The 23,927-nt window shown below is 67.6% G+C and carries 27 protein-coding genes; 16 read left to right on the plus strand and 11 right to left on the minus strand.

Annotated features, from left to right (window positions below; all coding sequences use genetic code 11):
* Nucleotides 1-2 precede the first annotated feature (2 nt).
* Nucleotides 3-461 carry a hypothetical protein gene (locus AB0M15_RS13535; protein WP_363817322.1) on the minus strand — a complete coding sequence of 153 codons (459 nt, stop codon included), beginning with the start codon at nucleotides 459-461 and terminating at the stop codon, nucleotides 3-5.
* 142 nt (nucleotides 462-603) lie between these two features.
* Between AB0M15_RS13535 and AB0M15_RS13540 the strand changes: the two genes are divergently transcribed.
* Entirely contained in the window at nucleotides 604-1,257 is a 654-nt protein-coding gene (locus tag AB0M15_RS13540; protein WP_363817325.1) for a DUF6766 family protein, read from the plus strand.
* Between the two features lie 115 nt (nucleotides 1,258-1,372).
* On the opposite strand, the gene AB0M15_RS13545 is transcribed toward AB0M15_RS13540, so the two are convergent.
* Genes AB0M15_RS13545 through AB0M15_RS13570 form a run of 6 tightly spaced genes read right to left on the minus strand, consistent with a single transcriptional unit; the run spans nucleotide 1,373 to nucleotide 4,804 of the window.
* On the minus strand, nucleotides 1,373-1,489 hold the full coding sequence (locus AB0M15_RS13545; protein WP_363817328.1) for a DUF6328 family protein: 117 nt from the start codon (nucleotides 1,487-1,489) through the stop codon (nucleotides 1,373-1,375).
* A 38-nt stretch (nucleotides 1,490-1,527) separates the two neighbouring features.
* Nucleotides 1,528-1,881 carry a hypothetical protein gene (locus AB0M15_RS13550; protein ID WP_363817331.1) on the minus strand — a complete coding sequence of 118 codons (354 nt, stop codon included), beginning with the start codon at nucleotides 1,879-1,881 and terminating at the stop codon, nucleotides 1,528-1,530.
* A 13-nt stretch (nucleotides 1,882-1,894) separates the two neighbouring features.
* The gene (locus AB0M15_RS13555; RefSeq protein ID WP_363817334.1) at nucleotides 1,895-2,347 is read right to left on the minus strand and encodes an SRPBCC family protein; all 453 of its coding nucleotides are present in this window, start codon (nucleotides 2,345-2,347) and stop codon (nucleotides 1,895-1,897) included.
* A 42-nt stretch (nucleotides 2,348-2,389) separates the two neighbouring features.
* Entirely contained in the window at nucleotides 2,390-2,770 is a 381-nt protein-coding gene (locus AB0M15_RS13560; protein ID WP_363817337.1) for a VOC family protein, read from the minus strand.
* Between the two features lie 38 nt (nucleotides 2,771-2,808).
* Entirely contained in the window at nucleotides 2,809-4,212 is a 1,404-nt protein-coding gene (locus tag AB0M15_RS13565) for an FAD-dependent oxidoreductase (protein WP_363817340.1), read from the minus strand.
* A 19-nt stretch (nucleotides 4,213-4,231) separates the two neighbouring features.
* A complete protein-coding gene (locus tag AB0M15_RS13570) occupies nucleotides 4,232-4,804 on the minus strand; it encodes an ABATE domain-containing protein (protein WP_363817343.1) in 573 nt (190 codons plus the stop codon).
* A gap of 53 nt (nucleotides 4,805-4,857) precedes the next feature.
* On the opposite strand from AB0M15_RS13570, the gene AB0M15_RS13575 reads away from it, so the two are divergent.
* From AB0M15_RS13575 to AB0M15_RS13585, 3 genes are read left to right on the plus strand one after another with little or no spacing between them, the layout of a single operon-like run.
* A complete protein-coding gene (locus AB0M15_RS13575) occupies nucleotides 4,858-6,210 on the plus strand; it encodes an MFS transporter (protein ID WP_363817346.1) in 1,353 nt (450 codons plus the stop codon).
* A 57-nt stretch (nucleotides 6,211-6,267) separates the two neighbouring features.
* Nucleotides 6,268-6,648, plus strand: coding sequence for a hypothetical protein (locus tag AB0M15_RS13580; RefSeq protein ID WP_363817349.1), 381 nt, complete (start codon nucleotides 6,268-6,270; stop codon nucleotides 6,646-6,648).
* A 16-nt stretch (nucleotides 6,649-6,664) separates the two neighbouring features.
* A complete protein-coding gene (locus AB0M15_RS13585) occupies nucleotides 6,665-7,054 on the plus strand; it encodes a hypothetical protein (RefSeq protein ID WP_363817352.1) in 390 nt (129 codons plus the stop codon).
* A gap of 197 nt (nucleotides 7,055-7,251) precedes the next feature.
* On the opposite strand, the gene AB0M15_RS13590 is transcribed toward AB0M15_RS13585, so the two are convergent.
* Nucleotides 7,252-7,473 carry a DUF6343 family protein gene (locus AB0M15_RS13590; protein ID WP_363817355.1) on the minus strand — a complete coding sequence of 74 codons (222 nt, stop codon included), beginning with the start codon at nucleotides 7,471-7,473 and terminating at the stop codon, nucleotides 7,252-7,254.
* Nucleotides 7,474-7,587: 114 nt separating this feature from the next.
* Nucleotides 7,588-8,694, minus strand: coding sequence for a YbdK family carboxylate-amine ligase (locus AB0M15_RS13595; RefSeq protein WP_363817358.1), 1,107 nt, complete (start codon nucleotides 8,692-8,694; stop codon nucleotides 7,588-7,590).
* 233 nt (nucleotides 8,695-8,927) lie between these two features.
* Here AB0M15_RS13595 and AB0M15_RS13600 point away from each other — a divergent pair, with 233 nt between their 5' ends.
* Genes AB0M15_RS13600 through AB0M15_RS13620 form a run of 5 tightly spaced genes read left to right on the plus strand, consistent with a single transcriptional unit; the run spans nucleotide 8,928 to nucleotide 12,306 of the window.
* Complete coding sequence (locus tag AB0M15_RS13600) at nucleotides 8,928-9,656, plus strand: hypothetical protein (RefSeq protein ID WP_363817361.1); 729 nt, start codon at nucleotides 8,928-8,930, stop codon at nucleotides 9,654-9,656.
* Nucleotide 9,657: 1 nt separating this feature from the next.
* Nucleotides 9,658-10,083 (plus strand): phage holin family protein, encoded by a 426-nt coding sequence (locus AB0M15_RS13605; RefSeq protein ID WP_363817363.1) that lies wholly within the window; start codon nucleotides 9,658-9,660, stop codon nucleotides 10,081-10,083.
* Nucleotides 10,059-10,691, plus strand: coding sequence for a DUF3618 domain-containing protein (locus tag AB0M15_RS13610; RefSeq protein ID WP_363817366.1), 633 nt, complete (start codon nucleotides 10,059-10,061; stop codon nucleotides 10,689-10,691). Before AB0M15_RS13605 ends, AB0M15_RS13610 begins: the two co-directional genes overlap by 25 nt.
* On the plus strand, nucleotides 10,691-11,545 hold the full coding sequence (locus AB0M15_RS13615; RefSeq protein WP_363817369.1) for a YihY/virulence factor BrkB family protein: 855 nt from the start codon (nucleotides 10,691-10,693) through the stop codon (nucleotides 11,543-11,545). Before AB0M15_RS13610 ends, AB0M15_RS13615 begins: the two co-directional genes overlap by 1 nt.
* A 47-nt stretch (nucleotides 11,546-11,592) precedes the next feature.
* Nucleotides 11,593-12,306 (plus strand): HAD family hydrolase, encoded by a 714-nt coding sequence (locus AB0M15_RS13620; protein ID WP_363817372.1) that lies wholly within the window; start codon nucleotides 11,593-11,595, stop codon nucleotides 12,304-12,306.
* On the opposite strand, the gene AB0M15_RS13625 is transcribed toward AB0M15_RS13620, so the two are convergent.
* Nucleotides 12,301-12,549, minus strand: a complete 249-nt coding sequence (locus AB0M15_RS13625; protein WP_363817375.1) for a hypothetical protein — start codon at nucleotides 12,547-12,549, stop codon at nucleotides 12,301-12,303. The genes AB0M15_RS13620 and AB0M15_RS13625 overlap by 6 nt on opposite strands.
* 393 nt (nucleotides 12,550-12,942) lie before the next feature.
* On the opposite strand from AB0M15_RS13625, the gene AB0M15_RS13630 reads away from it, so the two are divergent.
* Entirely contained in the window at nucleotides 12,943-13,629 is a 687-nt protein-coding gene (locus AB0M15_RS13630) for a manganese catalase family protein (protein WP_363817378.1), read from the plus strand.
* Here the strand turns inward: AB0M15_RS13630 and AB0M15_RS13635 are convergent.
* A complete protein-coding gene (locus AB0M15_RS13635) occupies nucleotides 13,520-15,391 on the minus strand; it encodes a glycoside hydrolase family 76 protein (protein ID WP_363817381.1) in 1,872 nt (623 codons plus the stop codon). The genes AB0M15_RS13630 and AB0M15_RS13635 overlap by 110 nt on opposite strands.
* 204 nt (nucleotides 15,392-15,595) lie before the next feature.
* Between AB0M15_RS13635 and AB0M15_RS13640 the strand changes: the two genes are divergently transcribed.
* From AB0M15_RS13640 to AB0M15_RS13665, 6 genes are all read left to right on the plus strand, one after another.
* Nucleotides 15,596-16,213 (plus strand): hypothetical protein, encoded by a 618-nt coding sequence (locus tag AB0M15_RS13640; RefSeq protein ID WP_363817384.1) that lies wholly within the window; start codon nucleotides 15,596-15,598, stop codon nucleotides 16,211-16,213.
* Nucleotides 16,214-16,340: 127 nt separating this feature from the next.
* Nucleotides 16,341-17,768, plus strand: a complete 1,428-nt coding sequence (locus tag AB0M15_RS13645) for a PepSY domain-containing protein (RefSeq protein WP_363817387.1) — start codon at nucleotides 16,341-16,343, stop codon at nucleotides 17,766-17,768.
* Nucleotides 17,769-17,919: 151 nt separating this feature from the next.
* On the plus strand, nucleotides 17,920-18,918 hold the full coding sequence (locus tag AB0M15_RS13650; RefSeq protein WP_363817390.1) for a BadF/BadG/BcrA/BcrD ATPase family protein: 999 nt from the start codon (nucleotides 17,920-17,922) through the stop codon (nucleotides 18,916-18,918).
* The gene (locus tag AB0M15_RS13655; protein ID WP_363817393.1) at nucleotides 18,911-19,660 is read left to right on the plus strand and encodes a DinB family protein; all 750 of its coding nucleotides are present in this window, start codon (nucleotides 18,911-18,913) and stop codon (nucleotides 19,658-19,660) included. Before AB0M15_RS13650 ends, AB0M15_RS13655 begins: the two co-directional genes overlap by 8 nt.
* A 17-nt stretch (nucleotides 19,661-19,677) precedes the next feature.
* Complete coding sequence (locus tag AB0M15_RS13660) at nucleotides 19,678-20,589, plus strand: LysR family transcriptional regulator (RefSeq protein WP_363817396.1); 912 nt, start codon at nucleotides 19,678-19,680, stop codon at nucleotides 20,587-20,589.
* Nucleotides 20,590-20,691: 102 nt separating this feature from the next.
* Nucleotides 20,692-23,880: a S8 family serine peptidase gene (locus AB0M15_RS13665; protein ID WP_363817399.1), complete on the plus strand. Its 3,189-nt coding sequence runs from the start codon at nucleotides 20,692-20,694 to the stop codon at nucleotides 23,878-23,880.
* Nucleotides 23,881-23,927 lie beyond the last annotated feature (47 nt).

A 23,927-nucleotide genomic window follows, 5' to 3' on the forward strand; every position in this document is an offset into this window, starting at 1 on the left:
CGCTACATCTCGCCGGGGTCGATCTCATGGCCCTGCTGCCCCGGGGTGACCCGGCGTTGCTTCATCTCGGCCTCGGCGAGGTGTCGCCGGCCGCCGGTGAGCTGGTCTCGGGCCGTCTTCTCGAGCTGAGTGAACAGGTCGTAGTAGTTGTCGTCGTACTCCTCGACGAGTTGGAAGGTCCAGCGGCCGGAGATCACGTTGCGGCCGATCAGCTCCGTGCTGATCCGATCGGCCAGCGTGCGGTGGCCGGCCGTGCGCAGGAGTTCGACCACCTTGTCCAGTTGGAGGTCTGCCGAGCCGGTGGTTTGGTGAAAGGCGTACAGGTGGCCGCGCGCCTGGATCACCGTCTCAAGCGCCTCGGTGAGCTTGCCGACGGCTTCTACGGTCGCATCGTCGACACCTGCTGGACGCTCATGCCCTTCCGCCGTTGCGGCCTCGTGTACTGCGCCGAACTCAGTCATGCACCCGTAGTACCCAGTTCGAACCGGCCCGCTCGCAGCTCGGCCCAGCGACGACCCGGCCGACGGGGCCTCCTGATCGGTTGCTAAGGGCCCTGGTTGTGGGTACTGGACGGGTATGAGGGAGCATGGAGTGCGGCGGTGGGTGCGTTTCAGGGCCTTGTTGCTGGTGAATCTCGGCTTGTTCGCGCTGTTCCTGATCGGGGTGCTGCTGACCGGGCATGCGCACGAGAACGAGGAACTGACCGATCACGGTCAGCCTGCGCAGACGCTGCGTGAGTATGCCGCCTCGTCGTCGTTCGGCGAGACCGTCTTCGAGAACTGGGAGTCCGAGTTCCTCCAGATGGGCATGTACGTGCTCCTGACCACCTTCCTGGTCCAGAAGGGCTCCGCCGAATCGCGTCCGATCGGCGAGCCTGCGCCGCAGGACGAGGACCCTCGCGATCATCGCAGCGATCCGGAGGCGCCGTGGCCGGTCCGGCGCGGATCCGAGCTGGTGCTCAGGCTGTACGAGAATTCGCTGGCGATCGCGTTCGGGCTGTGTTTCGCGTTGTCGATCTGGCTGCATGCGGTGACCGGCGCGGGCGCCTACAGCGAGGACCAGCAACTGCACGGCGGCCAGGCGGTCACGACGTGGCAGTACGTCCGTACCTCGCAGTTCTGGTTCGAGTCGTTCCAGAATTGGCAGAGCGAGTTCCTCGCGGTCGCGGCGATCATCGGCGGTTCCGTCTACCTGCGCCAGCGTTCGTCGTCGCAGTCGAAACCGGTCCACGCACCGAACTCGCAGACCGGTGACTAGCGTCAGGGTTCGTCGTTGTACTTCGCACCACACCCCCGGCGATGGCGGTGAGCAGGAAGAGCAGGCCGGCCCCGATCAGGTGGTGGCTGATCGGGACCAGCTTGTCCCGCATGCCCTACAGGATCTGCGTGCCGGTCTGCGCAAGGCGGAGTTCCTGCAGGAGTTCGTTCCAGTGCCGGTCGAGGCGTTCGCCGGCGTCTTCTTCTTCACGGACGTAGGGCTGGCGGGCCATCGCGTTTCCTCACAAGACGGTCAGGCGGGCGGGTCGGGTCAGGCGTGGTCGCCGTCGAGGAGTTCGTGGAGTTTGGCGACGGCCTTGGCGATCTCGTCGTGGTCGTACTGTGCGGCGCGCGATTCCGCGCTGATCACGCCGCAGCGGTGGACCCGACGGAAGTCGCCGTAGGGGAACTTGTAGCGGCCCTTGGTCTCGTCGTTCTGCTCGGTGTCGATGCCGAGGTACCACAGGCCGAACTCGTCCCAGCCGTGCTTGTCGAGGTAGTCGTTCTCCTCGTCGGCGGTCGGTGCGTGCTCGCTCCAGTCGTCGCGCTCGTCCTTGACCGTCTGCGCCTTGCCGATCAGCTCCTTCGCGTGATCGAACGCCGCTTTGTTCAGCTTCATGGTCATCGTCGTCGTCTCCTCACGGAATGGTCGGGTGTTCGAGGGAGGTTTTGATGGCGTCGAGGGCGTGCTGGAGTTCGTCGTCGATCGCCGGGTCGTCGTGCTCGGTGTCCAGCCGGACGGACAGCAGCGAGGTGCCGTCGGCAACGAATTCGACCTGGAGCTGACCGTGGTACCGGCCTCCGCCGGGCGTTCCCCAGTTCAGCGTGCGGTTCTCCTCGACGACGTCGATCCAGGCCTCGCTGCGCACGGTGTGACCGGCCGGTTCGTCGGCGGTCACCTCGACCTCGTGGTGCACGGGCTGGTTCGGCTGACGTGCCTCCATACCCTGAGCGTCCGCGGGGGTCGGGGCTGTCGGGTGTACGCCGGTCAGCCGTGGCAGGTAATGGGGGAGTTGCTGGAGGTCGGAGAGGTAGTCGAACAAGATGTTCGGCGCGACGTCCACCGTCGTGGACGCTTCATGCTGGGTCATCGGAATCTCCTCCGGCTGTAAGCTTCGAGTCCTGGGCTGTGGTTACCAGCCGGGAAGGAAGAGACAGAAGATGTGACCGACCGGGTCGGCGAAGATCCGGACGCCTTCCTCCTGGGGCTGCCAGTCCATCGCAGTCGCGCCGGCCTCGACGGCCAGCTGCTGGGCCGCCTCCAGATCCGTGACCTTGAAGTCGAGGTGGATCTGCATTTGCTGCCGATCGGTCTTGCTCGGCCACGACGGCGGCTGGTAGTTCGGCTCGCGCTGGATGGAGAGTTTGCTGCTGCCGTCAGGTCCCTCCATCGAGACCCAGTTGTGATCGCCCTGGACGATCTTCCAGCCGAGCAGCCGCTCGTAGAAGCTCGCCAGGGCGGGTGGGTCGGGCGCGTCCAGGACGACGCCGGCGAGGGGGATCTGCTCGGGCATGGCCTGTCCTTCCAGGGAGGAGCCGGTCGTCGGCTCGTTCAGTCGGTCAGTTTCAGTGGTCTGGTCGCGGGGCCGTCGAGAATGTTGCCATCAGCATCGAAGCGGGAACCGTGGCAGCTGCAGTCCCAGGTCGTGTCGGCGGTGTTCCAGGTCAGCGGACAGCCGAGATGGGTGCAGACAGGGTCGGCCTTGCTGTCGTGTTTCAGGAGCCGGGCGGCATGTCCGGTCGTGAAGTCCCGGCCGACCTTGAGATTGTCTGCGAGCAGTCCGGCGACGGCGCGGGCGTCCCCGATCCGGCGGGCGTCGTAGAGGCCGGCGGCTGGATGGTCCCGGCCGGCGATCAGGTCGTTGATGATGCCGGCGGCAACGGTTCCGTTGCTGAGGCCCCACTTGTTCATGCCGGTGGCAACGAAGATGTTGTGGCTGCCAGGTGACTTGCCGACGTACGGCAGCAGGTCGGGAGTTCGGTAGTCATGGGCGGACCATCGGTACTCCGGTTCGATCGCGGCGTTCCAGGTTGCGCCGACCCAGTCGGTCAGCGATCGGTAGATCGAGGCTGTGTCCGCTGTCGATCCCACCTCGTGGTCGCCGCCGACGACGATCAGGCCGGCCGGTCCACCGCCTGGCCAGGGGCGGGTCGACCTCGTGGGGGAGTCGACGGAGATCGCCATCCCGACGGGAGCTTCGACCGGTAGCCGTACGGCGATGCCGTGGGATTGCCTTGGCCGGGTCCGGGCAAAGTACGCGCCGGTGGTCCCGCTGGGGAGGAGGGTGGCCAGCACCGCCTGGTATGCCGTGATCACGCCGCCCACTTCGGTCCGGACCTGTACGGCGCCGTCTTTCTCGTCGATCCTGACGGCGCGGGTGTGCTCGAAGATTCTCCCGCCGACCCGCTCGACCGCCTTCGCGAGACCAGCGAGGTAGCGGACAGGATGCAGCTGTACCTGGTCGTCGAACCGGACCGCAGCGACGGCGGGCAGCCCGACCTCGCTGCCGTCGACGAGCTGGGCGGGCAGGCCCAGAGACGCGGCGACCGCTGCCTCGCGCTCCAGTGTGGAGTCCGGCTCCGTGGAGTACGCGAAGGCCGGCGTCCTGATCAACTCGCAGTCGATGCCCTCGGCATCGACCAGCGCCGCGACCTGTTCCACGGCGAGCTGGTTCGCCGCGGCGTACTGACGGGCTTTGTCCACTCCGTGGCGATCGACGAGCCCGGCATAGCAGGCGCCGTGCTGCGAGGTGACCTTGCCGGTCGTGTTGCCGCTCGTACGTGAGGCGAGCCGTTGCGCCTCGACCACGACGACCTGCGCGCCGTCGCGTGCCAGCAACAGCGCTGTCGTCAGGCCGATCCAGCCGCCGCCGATCACCACGACATCAGCCGTCGCGTCACCGGCCAGAACGTCGTACCGGGGAATCTCCGCCGTCGCTGTCCATACCGAAGCCATGTTGCGCCGGTACCCGGTCTCAATCCTGAGGCTGGTGGTCGTTCGTGGTGTGGTGGCGGGCGACGCGAGCGCGGTTGCCGCAGGGTGGTCCGCACCAGGCTTGGTTCGGGCGGCGCTGGAGGAAGAGCTGACCGCAGCTGGGCGCATCGCACAGGGCCAGGTCGGGGCGCGGCCCGGCGAGTACGTCGCGGACCTCGGCCGCGAGCTTCGCGAGTAGCAGGGTAAAAGGTGTGGGGGCGCCCACGGGCTGGGAGCGCACTGATCCCATCGTGGGGCCGAGGAGTGTCACGTCGGGGTGGCTGAGAAGGGCCTCGTTGAGGTACCGGACGTCAGCGGCTCGCCAGCTGCCGTGGCCGGCGGCGGCCCGCAACAGACGCAGGGACGCGTTGCGGAGCGGCAGGAAGGCCTGGAGATCGCCCTCGGTGACCGTCGCCGGGCGAGGCGCGGGCAGTGCAGCGGCGTCCAGCCATGAGTCCAGGTCGGCTGTCGAGTTGATCAGTTCGTACTCCGTCCAGCCGCGCCTGATCACCGTGTTGGCGAAGTCGAGTGAGGGGTGGCCCTCCAGCCAGGCCCAGGTCAGCTCGATCTTCATGAGCGACACGCTAACGCTTTTTGTATCTAAAAGCATTACCTTAGCGTGGGGTGATGGACAACTCACGAGGCCGGCTGGTCGCTCTCTGTACGGTCCAGGTCGTCGATGTGATGGGCGTGACCGTCGTCGTCTCCGCGCTGCCGCGCATGCTGGGCGATCTCGGTGGATCCGCAGGCGGAGCAGGTCTGCTGGTGCCCGTCTACGCGGTGGGCTTCAGTAGCCTGCTGCTCTTGTCCGCCAGGCTCGGCGATCGTTTCGGGCCCCGCCGGGTGCTGATCGCCGGGTTGGTCCTTTTCGCGATCGGTTCGATGGTCGCTGCCGCTGCTCCCGTGATGGCGTTGTTGATCACGGGCCGGGCGATCCAGGGAGCAGCCGCGGCCATGACGGTGCCGAACGCCCTGGTTCTGCTGACGCGCGCAGCCAGTACCGAGGCTGCTCATGATCGGGCCCTCGGCGCATGGAACGCCTGTGGTGGTCTGGCGGGTGCGGCAGGTCTGCTGGTGGGTGGTTTGACGACGTCGGCGGTGAGTTGGCGGGCGATCTTCTGGGGCAACCTGGTGATCGCCGCGGTGCTGATCGCGGTATTGCTGCGGCTGGTCGAACGGGATCGGGCGAATCAGCAGCGGGTGGCGCTCGATCTGCGGTCGGTGGTGCTCCAGGTCATCGCGGTCGGTGCAGTGGTCGCCGCTGCGAACACGGCTGCCCGCGACTGGCTTGTTACGGCGGTACTGGCTCTGGCCGGGGCTCTGGCAGTGGGCTGGTTGGTGGCGCGCGAACGTAGTACAGGATCGCCGTTGGTACCGGTGAAACTATGGCGGCGGCCGTTCGTCGCTGGGCTGATCGGATCGTTCGGTGTCACGGCGACCACGAGTTCGTTCGTTGTCGTCGGCACGCTGTACCTGCAGGAGGAGAAGGGATTCAGTCCGGCGGCCGCGGGGTTGATGATCTTGCCGTTCAGCGTGTCCGTTGTCCTCGGCGCCGGCGTGGCCGGCCGGCTGATGCCACGCCTCGGGCCACGCAGGATGCTGGTGACGGGTCTTCTGCTGATCGGCGTCGGCGCGGCTGCGATGGGTCTGTGGTCTACGACGACCGCACTGCTGGCGGGGCTTGCAGCGGCCGGCCTGGGGAACGGTGTGGGAGCGGTCGCCGCTTACGGTCTTGGCACTGCGGTCCCAGTCGCACAGCAGGCAAGCGCGGCCGGTCTTCTCAACACGGCAGCTCAGCTTGGTACGGCGACCATGGTGGCGATCACGGTTGCCGTGGCCGGCCGTGGGGGCGGTCTCGACTACCTGTCCGGCTGGCTGACAGTCGTTCTCACGGCGGCTGCCGTTGCCCTGCCCGTCCTCGCTGTCACCGCCGGGCGTACCCGCAGGTTTGACTCACCGTCCCAGGTGGGTACCGGGTGAGCCACTCGTCAGGCAGTGCGCGAGTCGGTTTGTGCTTTTCCGACTGGGAGTGAAGCCATGATGGTGATGGATGCGTACGACAGAGCCGACGAGCAGGGGAACTCGGTGCGGTGGGAGTGCGACGCGGACTTCGTGCGGATCGTCGTCGGGGGAGTGCTGACCGATGCGACCGCCTCGACCGCGCGGGAGATGCTGGTGGATGCCTGCGAGCGGCGTGCGAAGGGAATAGTTTTGACCATCGACGCCGAGCTCGACCCGCTCAACCCCACCGTCCTCGGGCTTCTGATGGACATGGCCCAGAGACGCTGCTGGGCAGCAAGCCGTCATCTCGAAGTCACCGCGACGAACCCGAACGTCTGCGAAGCCCTGGCAGCCATGGGCATCTGGCCCGCGCCAGAGCCACGACCGCTGAGGACGGCCCCCGCCCAGCGCAGTTGAACCCGAGGTGAGCCCATTGCCTGCCCATGCCCGGAGCGACGCCACCCGGCGTTCCTACCGTGGACAGCTGACCCTGGCGCTGATCACCCTCGGTGTCTTCCTCACTGCGTTGATCGTGGCAGCCGTCGCGGGCGCGTGGCCGGCGGTCGCGTTGGTCGCGCCCTTCGTTGCGGGCTGGATCGCTCGCGTGCTGATGGTCGTCCGCTTCAACCGGCTGGGCGGCTACTCCGCTGATCCTCCTTCGGACGCGCGGACGCAGTACCGATCTGTTCTGCGCACGATGGCGATCGCGTGGACCCTGGTCAGCCTGTACTTCGTGGTCACCCAATTCTGGTGGGCACTCCTGACCTCCATCCCGCTGGCAAGCTTCTCCGTCCTACTCCTCCGGGTGCTCCCCAAACGTTGATCTGGGCTGGTGCCTGTCGTCGGAGCGTGGCAGAGCCGAAGACTCGGCGGCGGACCTATCCGTCGTGGTCCGGTCTGTCCGACGCCCGAGAGTGCGTCTCGGGAGGATGCCCCGATGCGCAGCAGCACCGGGCAAGCCGCCCCAAGCCGGCCAACCGCCGTACGAGCGTCTGATCATCGTCCGACGCGGTCCAGACTTCAGCCGGGCTCTCCGCGAGCTTTGCGGGTGATGACGACGATGAGGTCGATCGCGGCGACGACGGCCAGCAGGACCGCGACCACGATCAGGGCCGGCGGCAGCCCTGCGTAGGCGAAGATCACCGCGGCGCCGGCACAGACGATCAGCCCGAAGGCCGCGAGCACGAGGCGCAGAGTCAGGGCGCTGCGCGGGGGCGGTGAGGTACCACTGAGATTGGACATGCCCGGGGGTCGGCTAGCGCGCGGGTCCGACGGCCGGTTGATGGTCGGGCAGCCGCGGGTCTCGATCAGAGTCCTCCGCAACCATTAGCGTTCTATGTCCGGCAGATGAGTGGTTCATTCGGTGAATACCTCGGTCAGCCAAGGGACGAGCCGCTTGGGGCCGAGTAGGCGGAGGTGCTCTACGGGCGGGTTCTGGAGCAGCGCTCGGGTGTTGGCCAGGCCGCCGGGGGCGTGCGGTTCGGCGGAGTCGATGAGGTTGTGGAGGCAGCGGCTGGTGGGCCGGGCTTCGCCGGTGCGCAGGTCGAGGAGTTCGCCGCGGACGCCGTCGCGGAGGGCGGACCAGCGGTTCTCCTCGATCCGCCAGGTCGGTGCCGGCGGCTGGAGTTCGCCGAGGTGGTACAGCTCAGCGAGCCTGGCGCCCAGGGCGTGCACGAAGCTGACGATCGCAGCGGCATGGGCGAGGGTCGCTTGTACGTCGAGGACCCGGAGCTCCAGCGTGCCGTAGCGCAAGTGGGGCCGCAGCTCCCACCACCACTCGGATGGGTCGGCCATCGAGCTTCCGCGGGCGGCCCACATGAGGTCCTCGGCGTGCTGCTCCCAGGACGTGATGATCGGAGGTACGCCCTGGCGGGGGAGTTGGGAGGCGATCACCGGACGTACCGAGCACAGGCCGGTGTCCAGTCCGGCAGCAAACGGAGAAGCGCCGGCGAGCGCGGCCAACTCGGGGAGGAGGTTTCGCAAGGCGTTGTAGACGGCCAATGTGCAGTCAGGGTCGCCGAAGGCCAGGTGTACCTGTAATGACGACACCAGTTGCCGGCTGATGACTTCGCGGTACCGGCCACTGAGCTGTCTTGCCCGGTTCGACCGCAAGAGTGAGCTGGGGCCGTCGACCAGAGGATGAACGGGTGCGGCGATCGGGGCGAGGTCGGAGGTACAGGCTGCCGCGATCAGTGCCCGGCAGGCGCCCAACTCGTCGATCGCACCGGCGGGCTCCTTGTGGGCTGAGGTGGCGATCTCGAGCTGGCAGGCCATCAGCTCCGGTTTCACCCGGGAATCACCGACCTCGGTCACGACGGCGTCGGCGGCCGCGACCGGTAGGTGGTGTTCCCGGCTGACCAGTAGGAGTTCTTCCTCCAGGCCGACCGTTCCAGCGACTGTGCTCGAGAACAGCGAGCGGAGATACCCGCCGTCGAGGGTCGTACCGGGCATCGGTTGAGTCATCTTCGTCCCCGTGCTGGTGGCGTTTCGAGGCTCTTGGCCGAACCTGGGCCTGCGGTACCCGGCCCGCGTCGGATTCACTCGTGATGTCGGTGTTTTGCCTTGGGCACCGGCGTTTCGTATCCGGTGGTGGTACGGAAGTGTGCCGCCCGGCCCTTTGTTCACCGCGGCCTTCTTGCGTCAGGTGGACCAGCCGAATCTTTCGCAGTACCGATCAATCCCTGGAGGAGTCAGTCATGACGCCTACGACCAATCAGCAGTTGGCGGGTGGCAGTCCGCCCGCGGACAGCGTCACCGACGCGGCCCGCGCCGAAGCCGGACACTTGAAGGAGACCTCGGTAGACGCTGCCCGTGAGGTGGCGGCGTCGGTCAAGGAGAAGGCGTCCGATGTGGCTTCGGACGCCCGCGAGCAGACTCGCAGGCTGGCCGGACAGACCCGCGACGAGTTGGTCAGCCAGGCCGGTCAGCAGAAGGAGCGTGCGGCCGGCAGTCTCCGGGCAGTTGGTGATGAGCTGCGGGGGATGGCAGAACACGGGCAGTCCGGGCTGGGTGCTCAGCTGGCCACGCACGGCGCCGGGTTCGCCAACCAGGCGGCCGATTTTCTGCAGCAGCATGAGCCTGGCGAGTTGCTCGACGAGGTACGCCGGTACGCGCGGCGCAAGCCGGGCACCTTCCTGCTGATGGCCGCCGTGGCAGGAGTGGTGGCCGGTCGGATGACCCGTGCGTTGTCGGCCGGCGATCCTCAGGCGTCACGACCGAGTGGGTCCGGCGCTCAAGGACACCCGGACACCGGCAACGGCTACTCGACGCCGCCGTCGGCGCCCGTGAGCGCGCCGCCGGTGGGCCGGACCACGCCTCCTCCGCCGGTACCGCCGCCGACGACGGACGTACCGCCCATGCCGACTCCGGTTGCGCCGGATCCGGATCCGGGTGCGCCGAGGTTCGGTCCTGGGTCGGTGCAGTGAAATGACGGTCAGCGGATCGTCGCCCAACGGCGGCGCGAGGCCGGTCTCGGTGGACGAGTCGGTTGGCGAGCTGGTCTCCCAGCTGACCTCCGACCTCGGCGATCTGACTCGTCAGGAGCTGGCCCTGGCCAAGGCCGAGCTGCAAGCGGAGGCGAAGAAGGCAGGCAAGGGCGCGGGCATGCTCGGCGGCGCGGCGTTCGCCGGCTGGATGGTCGCGCTGTTCGTCTCCTTCACCATCATGTGGGCCCTGGACGAGGCGATGGATCTCGTCTGGGCCGCGCTCATCGTCGCCGCGCTCTGGGCGGTCGTCGCCGCGGTGCTGGCGATGCGCGGGCGCCGGGAACTGCAGCAGGTCAGCCCGAAACCCGACCAGACGGTCGAATCACTCAAGGAGGATGCGCAATGGCTGAAACCACGGAAGAGCTGAGACGCGACATCGAGCAGACCCGGCACCGGGTGGGCCGCGACGTCGATGCCCTGACCGAGAAGGTCAGTCCGAGCCGAGTGGTCGGCCGGCGGGTCGAGAGGGCCCGCGGCGGAGTACACCGGCTGAAGGATCACGTGATGGGCACCGTGGATTCGGTCACCGGCTCGGTCGGCGACACCGCTGGCTCGGCTGCTTCGTCGGTACAGGATGCCGGCAGCAAGGTCGGCGAAGCGGTCGGTTCGGCACCGGAGATGGCTCGTTCGCGCACTCGCGGTACGCCGCTGGCCGCGGGCCTGGTCGCCTTCGCGGCGGGCTGGATCGTGGCCGCCGCGCTGCCGGCTTCGACGCAGGAACGTGAACTCGCCCAGGAAGCGAAGGACAAGGCAGCCGACGTTGCCGGTCCGGTCAAGGAGCAAGCCGCCCAGGTCGCCCAGGAGATCAAGGACGATCTGCAAGAGCCGATGCAGGAGGCGGTCCAGAGCGTGAAGGAGACGGCATCGCAGGCTGCCACCGAGGTGGCCGACGACGGGCGTTCGGCCACGCGGCAGGTTGCCGACGATGCGAAGGACTCGGCCGGCAACGTCCGCCAGGCCGGCTCCTCGAGCTGATGAAGTCGCGGCAGCGGGTAGTACCGGGAATGGATGCCGTCCGGCCGACCGAGACTCCTGCGGCCGGTTGGTGGCAGGTCATCCGGCGGGCCTGGGGCGAGGCCAAGGCCGACCAGGTTCCGTTGCTGGCGGCCGGCGTCGCGTTCTTCGGCTTCCTCTCCCTGTTCCCCGCTGTCGTGGCTGCTGTGCTGGCCTACGGCCTGGTTGCGGATCCGGCGCAGATCCGCAACCAGGCCGAGGATCTGGCCGCGGCGATGCCCGCGTCCGGGCGTGATCTGGTGCTCCAACAGCTCGACGCCCTCACGTCGGCGCCGCGGCAGGGACTGGGGATCGGCCTAGCGATCGCCGTGGCCGCCGCACTGTGGAGTGCTTCGGGCGGTGTCGGCAACCTGCTGACGGCGGTGAACCTCGCCTACGACGAAGATGAGTCGCGCGGGTTCGTCCGCCGGAAGCTGCTGGCGCTGGGGATGACGGTGGGGGCGATCATCTTCGTGTTGCTAGCGATCGCCCTGTTCGCGGCGGGGGCAGCGATCGGGGAGGACATGGCGACGCCGTTGCGGATCCTGCTGGAGGTCGTACGGTTGTTGCTGGCGATCGTCTTGATCACGGTGGCTCTGGCGGTCGTCTATCGATTGGCGCCGGACCGCGATGCGCCGCGCCTTCGCTGGGTCTCCATCGGTGCGGCCGTCGCCACCGCGATCTGGCTGGTCGCGTCGATCGGCTTCTCGGTCTATGTCGCCACCTTCGGCAACTACGCCAAGACGTACGGCAGCCTGGCGGCGGTGGTGGTGCTGATGCTGTGGCACGCGGTCAAGGCCGACTCGACCCCATCCAGCGAGTACCGGCCGACGTGACGTCTGGTACGGCGGTTGGTGTTGGGAAGGGCGGGTACTCGGTGGGTGTGACGGATTCTGTTATTGCGGTTCTCGACATCGACGGCACTCTGGTTGATTCGAATTATCACCACGCGCTCGCGTGGTACCGGGCCCTGCGCTCGGTGGGCGAGACCTACCCGGTGTGGCGGCTGCACCGGCTGATCGGTATGGGTGGGGATCAAGTGGTCACGGCGATCGGAGGCGAAGACCTGGAACGCAGGGTCGGCGACCGGGTCCGGGAGGAGCAGGGCAAGGAGGTCGACGCGCTGCTTGACGAGATGGCATTGTTGCCTGGGGCCCGCGATCTCCTGCTGGCCATCAAGGAACGCGGTCACCGTCTGGTACTAGCCAGCTCTGCCCAAGAACGACATGTCGACGTCTTCCTGGACAAACTGGATGCCCGCGGCATCGTCGACGGCTGGACGACCAGCGCAGACGTCGAGGAGTCCAAACCCGCGCCGGATCTGCTCCAAGTGGCGCTGAGGAAGCTCGGCGTGTCGTCCGACGCCGCGAGCGTGGTCATCGGTGACTCGGTGTGGGACGTCAAAGCGGCCACCCGGGCCGGGATGCCCGTGATCGTCGTCCGCTCAGGTGGGTTCGGTGACGATGAACTGCGGGAGGCCGGCGCGAAGGACATCTACGACACGCCCGGCGACCTGATGGAGGCTCTGGACAGCACACCGCTCGGCTCGCCTGACTGCTGGGACCAGGCAAACGACGAGCGGGTATGGCCTTCATGAGGTGGATGGCTTGGAGTTGGGGCTGTGGGTGAGGCGGTCGCGTCGGTCCTGCTCGCGTTTGGAGTAGGCGGCGGCGCGGATCGCCTCGTCCGATTCCAGGCCGGAGCCGAGGCCGCCGCCGAGGGTTGCGGCGGATGCGACGAACCAGGTCAGGACGAACAGGTCCGCGTGGCTGATCGGGTTCTGGAGGTAGCCGCCCATCACGTCGGGGTCGAGGACGAAGAACGCCCAGGCCAGGTTCACGACGTACAGGGCGGCGTAACAGATGAGGACGCCGACGGTCAGGGTCAGCAGGGTCGAGCCGTTGTAGAGGCGTGATCTTTCCCGTGCCTGCGAGCAGCCAGACCGTGGAGTTGACCGTGGCGACGGCTCCGGTTGCCAGCGCGGCCACGAGTGCGGACTTCAGGCCCGGTACCAGCAGCCACGGACGGTTGGCGAGCACCATGCCCACGAGCAGGCGCCAGGGCCGCGCAAGTGTGGGAGGGCCACGCTGTGCACATCCATCGGTTGGGGGTCTGACATGCTGCTGACCAGGGAGCGCACCGCCCGACGGGTGCGGGCATGCATCCGGAGTCCGCCCAGCGCGGGCAGTGACAGTACTGCGGTCCGTTGCTCTGCGTCGGTCTCGACCAGCAGATGCCGGCCCTCGTGATCGTGGAGCGGAAGTTCGGTCAGCCCGACGACGAGGTCCCAATCGTGTTCGCGGGCCCGGTCCTGCAGCCGGCTCACCGCGGCCCCGACGTCCTCAGACCCGGTGGTGAACGGCTCACTCACGACGGTGATGTCCCAGTGGCCGCTGCCATCGAGCGGGCTCAGGTCGGTCAGCCGCCGGGCGATCTGGGTCGGCGCGGGTGGATCGGCCACCAGCCCGACGCAGAGGGGCTCCATACCGGCCTGGTACCCCTCTCGGCTGTGAGCACACACAGCGACCGCAGGCTGGAACTCAGGCGAGTGCAGGGTGCCCGGCCCACGGATGACCCATGGCAAGTTGCCTCCGGCAACATCAGTGGGAACCTCGCTGCCGATTTCCAGACCAATGCCGACGCCGAACGCGACCGCCGGCTGCAGCTTGCGCACCTCTATCGCCTGACCGACGACGCCGACATCCGCTACCTGCTCTCCTTCCTGCTGGCCCGGGCGGCGACCCACCAGCAGCTCTGCCGATCGGTCGCCGCGGAACTGAAAGAAGGAACCGCCGGATCCGAGTCAGCGCTCAGTCGTGGACGGCGCTCACGTGGTAGACGCGGCCGCCCCAGCCGTCGTCGGGGAAGGAGTCGGCGATCCGGACGTAGGCTGCCTTGTCCGGTCCGAGGTACGGCGTGAGGTCGAACGTCCTCGCCAGTTTGTTCTCACCGTCGTGGAACTGCTGCGTCTCGGTCGCCACCGTGGTCCACTGCTGCCCGTCGCCGCTGACCTGGACGACGAACTCGTTGTCGATCGTCAGGGTCGCGGAGGCGGTGGTGGTGTCCGATGGGAACGGGAAGCGGTAGACGAAGTACGAGTGCCCGTCGGCGAACCGGTTCTGGACGCCGTTGCTCTGTGAGCCGTCCGCGTCCCACAGCCAGGGAGTCTCGGCCGCCGTGCCGGTGTCGAAGTCGGCGGTGTTCGCGATCAGGATGTCGGCTCGGGTGCTGAACGACAGTTGCGGTCCGGACGTCGCCGTCGCGGTCACCGAGTAGCGGCCATCCGGCGTACCGGCTGGGATCGTCACATCGAGCTGGACCGACGAGTGCACTGGTACGGCGTTGCCGTGTGGGCGAAGTACCACGGTCGAGCGTGGGGGAGTGACCGCCCATCCCGACGGGGCAGCCGCTCGTACGGCGACATGAAGTGGCTCGTGTCCCGTGGCCTGGACGTCGACTGTCAGCTTCACGTGGGTGGCGGCGCCGGTCGACGGCATCACCACCGGCAGCGCCGGGGCGATCGTGGCCGACAACGACCGTACCGGTGGTGTGGACGGCACGGCGGCGATCAGCGCGCTGAGGGCACTGGCCTGGGTACGCCAGTCGAAGACATTCGGCTCGGCGCCTGACCATCGCTCACCCAACCGGTCGGACGCGTCCCGATCGTGGCCCCAGACCGTTGCGGCCTGCTGAGCAACGAAGTCGGTGTAGCGGTGATCGTGCGTGGTGTCGGCGAGGTCCATCCAGTAGCGCATGAAGATGCCCTTGAACTGCTTGCCGTTGTCGTCGCACGTACGGCCGGGCGCATCGCAGTACTCCGTCAGGACGCCATCGGACACCAGTCCGCCCGGAGCGATCGCTGCGTCGGCCAACCGTCGTACCGTGGTCGACAGCTTCGGGTCATGGGTCGCTCGCCACAGCTCGAGGCCGGCGCCGATGGCCAGGCCCTGGTTGTAGCTCCAGACCGTGTCTCCGTTGCTGTGGCAGTCGTCGGTCAAACCGTCGTTGACCAGGCCGGCGGAGTTGATCATGCCGCTACCGGTGAACCAGTTCCAGCCCTCCTTCGCGCGACCGAGCCAATGCTTGTCGCGCGGCAGGCGGTTGTGGAGCTCGGCGGTGAGGCGGATCCACAGCCCGTTGGTGACGGCATTCTTGTAGGTGCGTTCCGCGTTCCACCAGACGCCGCCGCCACACGTGCTCGGATCCCAGTAGCCCTCGACGTACTCCGCGATCGTGACCGCCATCTCGAGGTACTTGCGGTTCTTCGTCAGGTCGTACGCCTGGATCCAGGTCAGCCCCCACCACTCGGAGTCGTCGATGGCGCGACTGGTGAAGTTGCCGAGCAGTGGATCGCCGGACAGGTAACCCGCCGGGAACACGCCCTTGTCCTTCTCGAAGGTGTTGTCCAGCTGGGGCAGGTAGCGCCGGTCGCCGGTGCGCTCCATGTAGTCGCCGATGGTCTGCAAGGCGACCGCGGAGTTCCACCAGCTCGACGGGAACCATGCCTTGTCCGATTCGTAGGAACTCATCAGCTCGTCGGCGGCGACCCGGGCCCGGGCGGTCGCCGCCGGACCGGTGGGTGCTGGACCGGTGGGTGCCTGACCAGCGCTAGCGGCCGGCGCCGCGGCTACCAGCACCACTCCGGCCAGCAGTAGTTGCAGAGTTCGGGCAGCACGATTCACGGCGATGATCTCCTCGATTGCTTCGGGGCGGCTCGGGCGGACCGAGGGCTGGAAACGTTTCAAAACACTGCTGAAAGGTATCGTGGCCGCACCAGACAACGCTGTCAATGGTCGAGGGCCGGCGGTTGTGGCGGGAGTTCCTGGTTTGGTTGTGGGACTTGCCACAGGTGGGTGGGGGTGGCGGGATGTCACGATGTCCGGAGCATGGTTGAACAGGGGTGGTCTCGGGCGGGGCGGGCGGCGTTGTTTGCTGTCGTCTGCGTGTTGTTGACTGCGCTTGGTCATGTGCTGATGTCGGATGCATCGCTGCCGTGGTGGGCGGTTGCCGGGGCGTTCGTCGGGGTCTGGGCTTGCGGGTGGTGGCTGGCGGCGTACGAGCGGGATGTCGTTTCGGTTACCGCGATCGCGGTTGCCGCGCAAGCTGTCCTGCACGTCGGCTTCACCATCGCGGAGATGATCGGCTCGGCCGGTTCTGTTCCTGCGCAGCCGGCGATGGTTCACGAGATGGCGCATGCGCAGGGAATGGCGCACGGTGGCGGGATGATTCTCGGGTCGATGCTCGGGATGTTCGCGGCCCATCTCGTAGTGGCGCTGCTGAGTGGGCTTTGGCTGGCGTACGGCGAACGCGCGGTGTTCCGTGTTGTCCGGTACGCCGCGCAGCGGGTCCGCGCGTCGCTCACCCTGGTGCACCGGGTGTCGGCGCCGCTCGGGCTGCCTCGTGTCAGGCCGAGCCTGGCGTTCCGGGTCCGGACCATGCGACGACTCCGTCTGGTCCACGCCATCGTTTCCAGGGGTCCTCCCGCTGGGGTCGCTGTCGGTTGACAGCTCGACCCACCCGTCGCTGAGCCTCTGTGGCCGCGGCGGGTTCGGCCATGCCTGCCCGGCGCGGCCGTCATGCGATCGGATCCGGCCGGACCGCCCGTCGGATCGTGGATTCCTGGAGATGCAGATGGAACGTAGTGGTGATGTGGCAACAAAGGTCGGTGGCGTGCAAAGGCCACCGGGAAAACAAGGCAGCAGGGGAGCCGGGCTGTTCCGGGCCTTCTGGCGATGGCACTTCTATGCGAGTTTTCTGGTCATTCCGGTAGTACTGGTGCTGGCCGTGACCGGCTTGATCTACCTGTTCAGGTTCCAGATCGAGCCGGCTCTGCACGCCGATCTGATGAAGGTGCAACAGCCGGCCGGACTACGGGCTCAGCAGTACGACGCTCAGCTCGCTGAGGTGAAGAAGGCGTTTCCGGACGCGAGCGTGCTGTCGATGACCGAGCCGTCCGGCCCCGATCGGTCGACCGTCTTCTCGGTGGAGACCGCGGAAGGCGCCACCCGGGACGTGTTCGTGGATCCGTACCAGGGGGAGGTACTGGGGTCGCTGGATCCGGACTCGACGCTGTCGGGTGGCGCGATCCTGCTGCACGGCGAATTGATGGCCGGTCGTTGGGGCGACGCGGTGATCGAGATCGGTGCTTGCTGGGCGTTGGTGATGGCGATCACCGGCTATTACCTGTTCGTCCGAGGGCGGGTCGCCCGGGCGCGACGGCGTACGGCGGAAGCAGCGGGCGCCGTACTCCGGTCGCGGCATGCGTTGACGGGGTCGGTGCTGGGCGTCGGCCTGCTGTTCCTGATCGTGTCGGGCCTGCCGTGGACGGGTTTCTGGGGCGCGAAGGTGCAGCAGTTCGCGACCAGCCAGGGCAGTTCGATGTGGGGCGAGGACCCTGGTGCGCTGTCGAACCCGACGTCGACGTTGGACGAGTCGTTGCCGCACAGTCATGCGGTGCCCTGGGCGCTGGGGGAGTCGAAGGTGCCGAAGTCGGATCCGAACCAGGACCGTCGTTCAGTGGCCACCATCGACACCGCAGTGGTTGTCGGCGCCCAGAACGGGCTGGCGCGGCCGCTGACGATCGCATTGCCTTCCGGCGAGGAGGGCGTGTACTCCGTGATCGGGTATGCCTTCCGGAATCCGGCCAAGGAGCGGACGCTGCACGTCGACCAGTTCGGTGGGCAGGTGGTTTCGACGTACGGCTACCAGGACTATCCCTTGCTGGCCAGGACGGTCGCCCAAGGGATCGCGCTGCATGAGGGCCGGCGACTGGGGACCGCGAACATGGTTCTCACCACGGCGTTCTGTCTGGGCGTGATCTTCATGTGCGTCTCCGGCCCGCTGATGTGGTGGCGCCGTCGCCCGAAGGCGGCCGGCGCCGTCGGTGCGCCGAGGGGCCGGTTGCCGTTGAAGGCGACGCCGGTGCTCGCGGTCCTCGTGGTCGCGCTGGCGCTGTTCCTGCCGATGTTCGGGATCACGCTGGTACTCGCCCTGCTGCTCGACCAGTTGGTGATCCGGCGTACCCCGAGACTGCGCGCCTGGTTCAACACAACCGACTGAAACACCCCTCAGCAACGGCGCTCAACGACAGCGCCGTTGCTGAGGCCGGCCGATGTATGGTTGTGACGCACCTAGCCGGTCTGAGTCCGGTGGTCAGGCGCCAGGGCTTTGGGTCCGAGGCGGGGTCGCGTCTGTGGGCGATGGAGCGATCGTGTCTGAATCTCCTTCAGCTGTTTATCTGGGGGTCGACGGCGGTGGTACCAAGACCGCGTTCGCGTTGGTGAGCGCGGCGGGGGAAGTGCTGGCGACGGCCTTGGCGCCCAGCTGTTACTACCTGGGCGGGAGCATCGACCTGGTTGAGGATGTTCTGCGGTCAGGTGTCGGAGCGGTGTGTGCTTCGGCTGGTGTTCGGCCTGAGCAGATCGCGTATGCGTTTGTCGCGCTGCCTGGTTATGGCGAGGTCAGCGGGGACGTGGAGACGTTGAACGGCATCCCGGCGAAGGTACTTGGGCATCAGCGGTACGCCTGTGACAACGACATGGTCGCGGGATGGGCCGGGTCGCTGGGTGGGGTCGATGGGGTCAACGTCATCGGTGGCACCGGGTCGATGGCGTACGGGGAGTACGGCGGCCGTGGGTTGCGGGTCGGCGGTTGGGGGGAGCTGTTCGACGACGAAGGGTCGGCGTACTGGATCGCGGTCCGCGGGCTGAACACGTTCGCGAAGATGTCCGACGGGCGGCTGAGTGAAGGCCCGTTGCGCAAGCGCCTGGCAGAGCATCTGCAGCTCGCCGCGGATCTCGATCTCGTCGATGTCGTGCTCAATCGCTGGCAGGGCGACCGGGCGCGGATCGCGTCCTTGGCGCCGGTCGTGAGCGCCGCGGCGACCGATGGGGACGGGGCCTGTGCTTCGATCCTCAGTGAGGCTGGCCAAGCCTTGGCTGGTCTGGTGTTGTCGACGGCTGCCCAGCTTGAGTTCCCCGCCGGTGAGGTCGTGCCGGTGTCGTGGTCCGGGGGTGTCTTCGCGAGCGAGCAGGTCAGGGCCGCCTTCAAGAATCAGCTGGCCGACGCACCGGTGGAGCTGCGGGATCCGATCGCCTCGCCGGTGCTGGGAGCGGCTTTGTACGCGGCTCGCCTGGCAGGCAGTCCGTTGAGTGCCGAGAGCGTTCGCCGAAATGGTCCGTGGGCGATGCCAGACTCACGCCATGGATGACTTGACGCAGCCGGCCGGCTCTCAGGGGACTGAGTTTGTTGATGCGGACCTTCGGGGAGCCCGGTTTGTCCGGGCTGATTTGTCGGGGGTGGTGATGCGGTCGGTGCAGGTTGGCGGGGCGGATATCGATGCGCCGTGGTTGCTCGAGGGTGACGACAGCCTGCTGGTCAACGGGGTCGACGTCGTTCCGTTTGTGGATGCTGAGCTGAATCGGCGGTTTCCTGGGCGGGCGGAGCGGCGGGCCTCGGATCCGGATGGATTGCGGGCCGCGTGGGCGGCGCTCGAGCGGGCCTGGGAGGGGACGCTTGGGCGGGCTGCGGCGATGCCGGCGGGGACGGTCGATGTCTCGGTCGACGGGGAGTGGTCGTTCGCGCAGACGTTGCGGCATTTGGTGATGGCGACCGATGTCTGGTTGCGGCGGGCGATTCTGGGCGTGGAGCAGCCGTTTCATCCGATCGGGCAGCCGAACGCGGAGTACGAGACCGATGGGAACGACATGTCGGTGTTCGCGACGGGCACGCCGTCGTATGACGAGGTGCTGATGGTCCGGGCCGAGCGGGTGGGGATGGTGCGGGCGTTCATCGCGGGCGTCACCGTCGAGGAGTTGGCGACGGTCCGGGCGAATCCGTGGGCGCCTGAGTATCCGGAGACCACGTTGTCGTGTCTGCACACGATTCTCCAGGAGGAGTGGGAACACCACCGGTACGCCGTACGCGATCTGGACGCCATCGAGGGCAAGTAGCGCGGTACTGTCCGCAGATGGAACTGCGTCGGGTGCAGTACTTCGTGGCCGTCGCCGAGGAGGCTCATTTCGGGCGGGCGGCGGCGCGGCTGAACATGGCCCAGCCGCCGTTGTCGCAGCAGATCAAGTTGCTCGAGGCCGAGGTCGGGGTGCAGCTGCTGCATCGGACGACCCGGAAGGTCGAGTTGACCGAGGCCGGGCGGCGGTTTCTCGAACGGGCGCGGGAGATCCTGGCGGCTGTGGACAACGCGGTCGTCGAGGCCAATGAGGTCGCCAGCGGGACGTTGGGACGGATCGCGATCGGGTTCACCGGGTCGGCGACCTACGACTTGTTGCCTTCGTTCGTACGCGCTGTCCGGGCGGATCTGCCGGGGATCGAACTGGACATCCACGGCGAAATGCTCACGCCACGACAGGTCGCCGCTTTGCTGGACGGCACGCTGGACCTGGCCTTCCTCCGCCCGCCGGTCCGCAGCCCACAGATCGAGGTCCGCGTACTTCGCCGGGAGCCATTGATCGCCGTCCTACCCACCCAGCACCCACTCGCCGCCAGCGACAAGGTCCGCCTGTCGGATCTCGCCGACGACCCGTTCATCACCTACCCGTCGCACAATCGCTCGGTCGTCTACGACGCCGTCCTGGACACCTGCCAGCACGCGGGGTTCGTACCGGCCACGATGCACGAGGTCGCCGAAACCTCCACCCTGGTCTCCTTCGTCGCCGCCGGCCTGGGAGTTGCCCTGGTACCGGCGTCAGTCCAGCATCTCCAAATCACCGGCGCCGCCTACCTACCCCTGGCCGGCACCACCAACGAGGTAGAACTGGCCCTCGCAACCCGAGCCGACGAGCCGTCCCCACTGATCGCCAAAGTCCGCTCCCGGGCCGAAGCCCTGATCGGCGGCGGCCGCCGCCTCCCTCCCACCCACTAACCGCCCCACGCAATCATTGGAAAGATTCCTTCCTCTCTGGCGGAACCCCGGCTGCCGATGCGATCGTGCATCGGAATGTGCCTAGGGGAGGGGAATCGGACAATGCTGTCTCGAACCAGGAAGTACGGCGCCGTGCTGGCCGCCGGGGTGGTGATCGCCTCGATGCTGGGGGCAACGCCCGCGGCGGTCGCGGCGAAGCGGCCGAAGGATCTTGGCTACGGCGACAAAGTGCTGTTGCAGAAGGCACGGACGAAAGGCCAGAAAACGGTCACGCTGCTGGTGGCGGCGGACCGGGGGAAGAGCAACCAGGTTGCCAAGAGCCTCGAAAAGCTCGGCGGCACCGTTGAGGAGCGCACCGACTCGGTGGGCTACCTGCGGGTCAAGATCAGCATCGACAAGGCGCAGGACGTCGCGAACGTCGCGGGCGTGACCACGGCTGACGTCGACGATCTGATCCCGCTCGACGATCCGCGACCGCTTGGCGCTGAGGATCCCATCCCGCAGCAGGCGCCGAACGCGTCGACCGAGCGGGCCAACCCGTACCTGCCGACCCAGGACACGGGCGCGGCACAGTTCGTCAACACCAACCCGACCTGGGACGGCCGCGGTACCACGATCGGCATTCTCGACAGTGGCGTCGACCTGAGTCACCCGGCGCTGAACACGACCTCGACCGGCGAGCGCAAGATCGTCGACTGGGTCACCTACACCGACCCGACCTTCGTCGGCGGCGTCAACGCCGACAACGACCCGACCTGGCTGTCGATGACCCAGTCGGTCGACGGGGCGACCGTCGGGCTGCCCGGCCAGACCGTCCGGACCGCCACGTTCAACGAGCGCGACCCGCGGCTCGGCGGCGAGCTGGGGAACGACGTCAACCGGGACGGCAACCCGGCGGGGTCGTCCGGGCTCTTCCCGGTCGCGTGGAACAAGGACACCGGCACCGTCTGGGTGGACACGAACCAGAACGGCACCTTCGCCGACAACCAGGCCATGACCGACTACAAGGTCAACTACGACACGGGCGTGTTCGGCACCGACAACCCGGCGACTCCGATCAAGGAGTCGGTGCCGTTCGTCGTCCAGACCGACCCGGCCGACAACGCGGTGAACATCGGCATCGTCTCCGGTGCGCACGGTTCGAACGTGGCCGGCATCGCCGCGGGCAACAACATCTTCGGCGGGGCCGCCGACGGCGCCGCGCCGGGCGCGAAGCTGGTCTCCGTCCGGGTCTGCCTGTTCACTGCCGGCTGCACCAACCACGCGCTGCTCGAAGGGATGATCTACGCGGTCACCGTGGCGCACGTCGACGTGATCAACATGTCGATCGGCGGGCTGCCGGCGCTCAACGACGGCAACAACGCCCGCGCGGTGTTGTACAACCGGCTGATCAACGACTACGGCGTCCAGATGTTCATCTCGGCCGGTAACAGCGGCCCCGGGATGAACACGGTCGGCGACCCGTCCGTGGCGACCCAGGTCGTCAGCGTGGGTTCGTACATCAACAAGGACACCTGGATGTCGAACTACGGCTCGCGGGCCGGCCAGTACGACAACCTGCACCCGTTCTCCTCGCGTGGTCCGTCGGAGGACGGCGGCTTCAAGCCCCAGATCGTCGCGCCGGGCGCCGCGGTCTCGGCCGTACCGACCTGGCAGAACGGTCAGCCGGTGGCCGGAACGTACGCGCTGCCGCCGGGGCTGGGCATGTTCAACGGGACCTCGATGGCCTCACCGCAGATGGCGGGCGCCGGTGCGTTGCTGCTGAGCGCCGCGAAGGCCAGGGGGATCACCGTCACGCCGGCCCAGCTGCGCAAGGCGCTGCTGTCGACGGCACGGTTCATGCCGGAGTACGGGGCCTACGAGCAGGGCAACGGTCTGGCCAGGGTCAGCGCTGCCTGGGACGACCTGAGGAAGAGTCCGCGGACCGACACCATCACCGCTGCGGTTCCGGTCAGCACGGCGCTGTCGGGTTTCCTCGCCACGCCTGGTGTGGGCACCGGCATCAACGACCGCGAAGGCGTCACGCAGGGCGTCCAGTACACCCGGACGTACACCTTGCGGCGCACGTCCGGCCCGGCCGGATCGGTGAACTACAAGCTGTCGTGGAAGGGCGAGGGCGGCATGTTCGAGGCGGCGGACAACGTCACGCTGCCGCTCAACACGGACGTCACGTTGCCGGTCCTCGTCAAGCCCACCAGCGCCGGAGCGCATTCGGCGATCCTGAACTTCGACGATCTCAGCTCACCGGGGATCGAGTTCCAGACCCTGAACACCTTCGTCGTGCCGTACAGCCTGACGCAGGCGGCGGCCGCCAAGACGATCACCGGCAAGGTCAACCGGGACCAGTTCCTGACCTACTTCTTCCAGGTCCCGGCCGGGTCGCCGGCCTTCAAGGTCGACCTGACGGGTCCGAACGGCTCGCAGGGCACCGGGCAGGCGCGTTTCCTGCGGTTCCACCCGTACGGCACGCCCAGCGAGGGCGACGTCAACAGCCTCTATTGCTACAACCCGCCGGTACCGGGTGGGACTTGCCAGGGCGATCCGGCCAGCCGCACGGTGGCCAATCCGCTGGCGGGTGTGTGGGAGGTCGTGGTCGAGGCACGGCGTACGTCGGACCGCACCCAGACTCCGTTCGTCCTGACGGCGGCGGTGCTCGGCGCGTCGGTGTCCCCGAACCCGGATGTGATCGCTTCGGGCACGCTGGGACAGCCGATGAACCGCTCGTACACGCTGACGAACTCGTTCGGGCCGTTCGTCGGGCGTGCGGTGGGAACCGCGCTGGGTAGCGCGAAGCTCGCCACACCGACGGCCACGGAGGGTGGACCGCAGCAGCAGTTCCTCATGCAGGTACCGGCCGGAACGACCTCGCTGCGCGCCACGATCGGGAATGCGAGCGACCACGGCGCGGACCTCGACCTGTTCGTCTACAACTGCACGTCCGGAACCTGTGTTCTGGCAGCGCAGAGTGCGGGCAGTACGGCAGAGGAAACGATCACGGTGAACAACCCGGCGGCAGGAACCTGGGTCGCGCTCGTCGACCCGTTCTCGGTACCGGCGGGATCCACGACGTACAACTACCGTGACGTGTTCAGCAGCCCCGCCTACGGCTCCGTTGCCATCCCGGACGTCAACGCATTGCGAGCCACGGGCGCGCAATGGACAGTCCAGGCCGCGGTGACCCCCACCGGTGTACCCGGACCGGGACGAGTCCTGCTGGGTGGCGTCGAGGTCCGCACAGACTCCAACGTCCTGATCGGAAAGGGAGACGTCATAGTCCAGTCAATCAGCTGACCCGAACCCTGCACGACCAACTCTGCGTCTGCCACGGCCATACAGCC

Origin of the sequence: Kribbella sp. NPDC051718, from assembly GCF_040681515.1 — a bacterium.
GTDB lineage: Bacteria > Actinomycetota > Actinomycetes > Propionibacteriales > Kribbellaceae > Kribbella.

Bases quoted from the DNA above. Each gene is read 5' to 3' on its own strand.
- AB0M15_RS13605 (WP_363817363.1), top strand. From the start codon at position 9,658: ATGACGGTCAGCGGATCGTCGCCCAACGGCGGCGCGAGGCCGGTCTCG.
- AB0M15_RS13535 (WP_363817322.1), bottom strand. From the start codon at position 461: ATGACTGAGTTCGGCGCAGTACACGAGGCCGCAACGGCGGAAGGGCAT.
- AB0M15_RS13545 (WP_363817328.1), bottom strand. From the start codon at position 1,489: ATGGCCCGCCAGCCCTACGTCCGTGAAGAAGAAGACGCCGGCGAACGC.
- AB0M15_RS13640 (WP_363817384.1), top strand. From the start codon at position 15,596: ATGGTTGAACAGGGGTGGTCTCGGGCGGGGCGGGCGGCGTTGTTTGCT.
- AB0M15_RS13555 (WP_363817334.1), bottom strand. From the start codon at position 2,347: ATGACCCAGCATGAAGCGTCCACGACGGTGGACGTCGCGCCGAACATC.
- AB0M15_RS13550 (WP_363817331.1), bottom strand. From the start codon at position 1,881: ATGACCATGAAGCTGAACAAAGCGGCGTTCGATCACGCGAAGGAGCTG.
- AB0M15_RS13600 (WP_363817361.1), top strand. From the start codon at position 8,928: ATGACGCCTACGACCAATCAGCAGTTGGCGGGTGGCAGTCCGCCCGCG.
- AB0M15_RS13575 (WP_363817346.1), top strand. From the start codon at position 4,858: ATGGACAACTCACGAGGCCGGCTGGTCGCTCTCTGTACGGTCCAGGTC.
- AB0M15_RS13570 (WP_363817343.1), bottom strand. From the start codon at position 4,804: ATGAAGATCGAGCTGACCTGGGCCTGGCTGGAGGGCCACCCCTCACTC.
- AB0M15_RS13645 (WP_363817387.1), top strand. From the start codon at position 16,341: ATGGAACGTAGTGGTGATGTGGCAACAAAGGTCGGTGGCGTGCAAAGG.
- AB0M15_RS13660 (WP_363817396.1), top strand. From the start codon at position 19,678: ATGGAACTGCGTCGGGTGCAGTACTTCGTGGCCGTCGCCGAGGAGGCT.
- AB0M15_RS13590 (WP_363817355.1), bottom strand. From the start codon at position 7,473: ATGTCCAATCTCAGTGGTACCTCACCGCCCCCGCGCAGCGCCCTGACT.
- AB0M15_RS13665 (WP_363817399.1), top strand. From the start codon at position 20,692: ATGCTGTCTCGAACCAGGAAGTACGGCGCCGTGCTGGCCGCCGGGGTG.
- AB0M15_RS13560 (WP_363817337.1), bottom strand. From the start codon at position 2,770: ATGCCCGAGCAGATCCCCCTCGCCGGCGTCGTCCTGGACGCGCCCGAC.
- AB0M15_RS13565 (WP_363817340.1), bottom strand. From the start codon at position 4,212: ATGGCTTCGGTATGGACAGCGACGGCGGAGATTCCCCGGTACGACGTT.
- AB0M15_RS13630 (WP_363817378.1), top strand. From the start codon at position 12,943: ATGCCGGCCCTCGTGATCGTGGAGCGGAAGTTCGGTCAGCCCGACGAC.
- AB0M15_RS13655 (WP_363817393.1), top strand. From the start codon at position 18,911: ATGGATGACTTGACGCAGCCGGCCGGCTCTCAGGGGACTGAGTTTGTT.
- AB0M15_RS13580 (WP_363817349.1), top strand. From the start codon at position 6,268: ATGATGGTGATGGATGCGTACGACAGAGCCGACGAGCAGGGGAACTCG.
- AB0M15_RS13595 (WP_363817358.1), bottom strand. From the start codon at position 8,694: ATGACTCAACCGATGCCCGGTACGACCCTCGACGGCGGGTATCTCCGC.
- AB0M15_RS13615 (WP_363817369.1), top strand. From the start codon at position 10,691: ATGAAGTCGCGGCAGCGGGTAGTACCGGGAATGGATGCCGTCCGGCCG.
- AB0M15_RS13610 (WP_363817366.1), top strand. From the start codon at position 10,059: ATGGCTGAAACCACGGAAGAGCTGAGACGCGACATCGAGCAGACCCGG.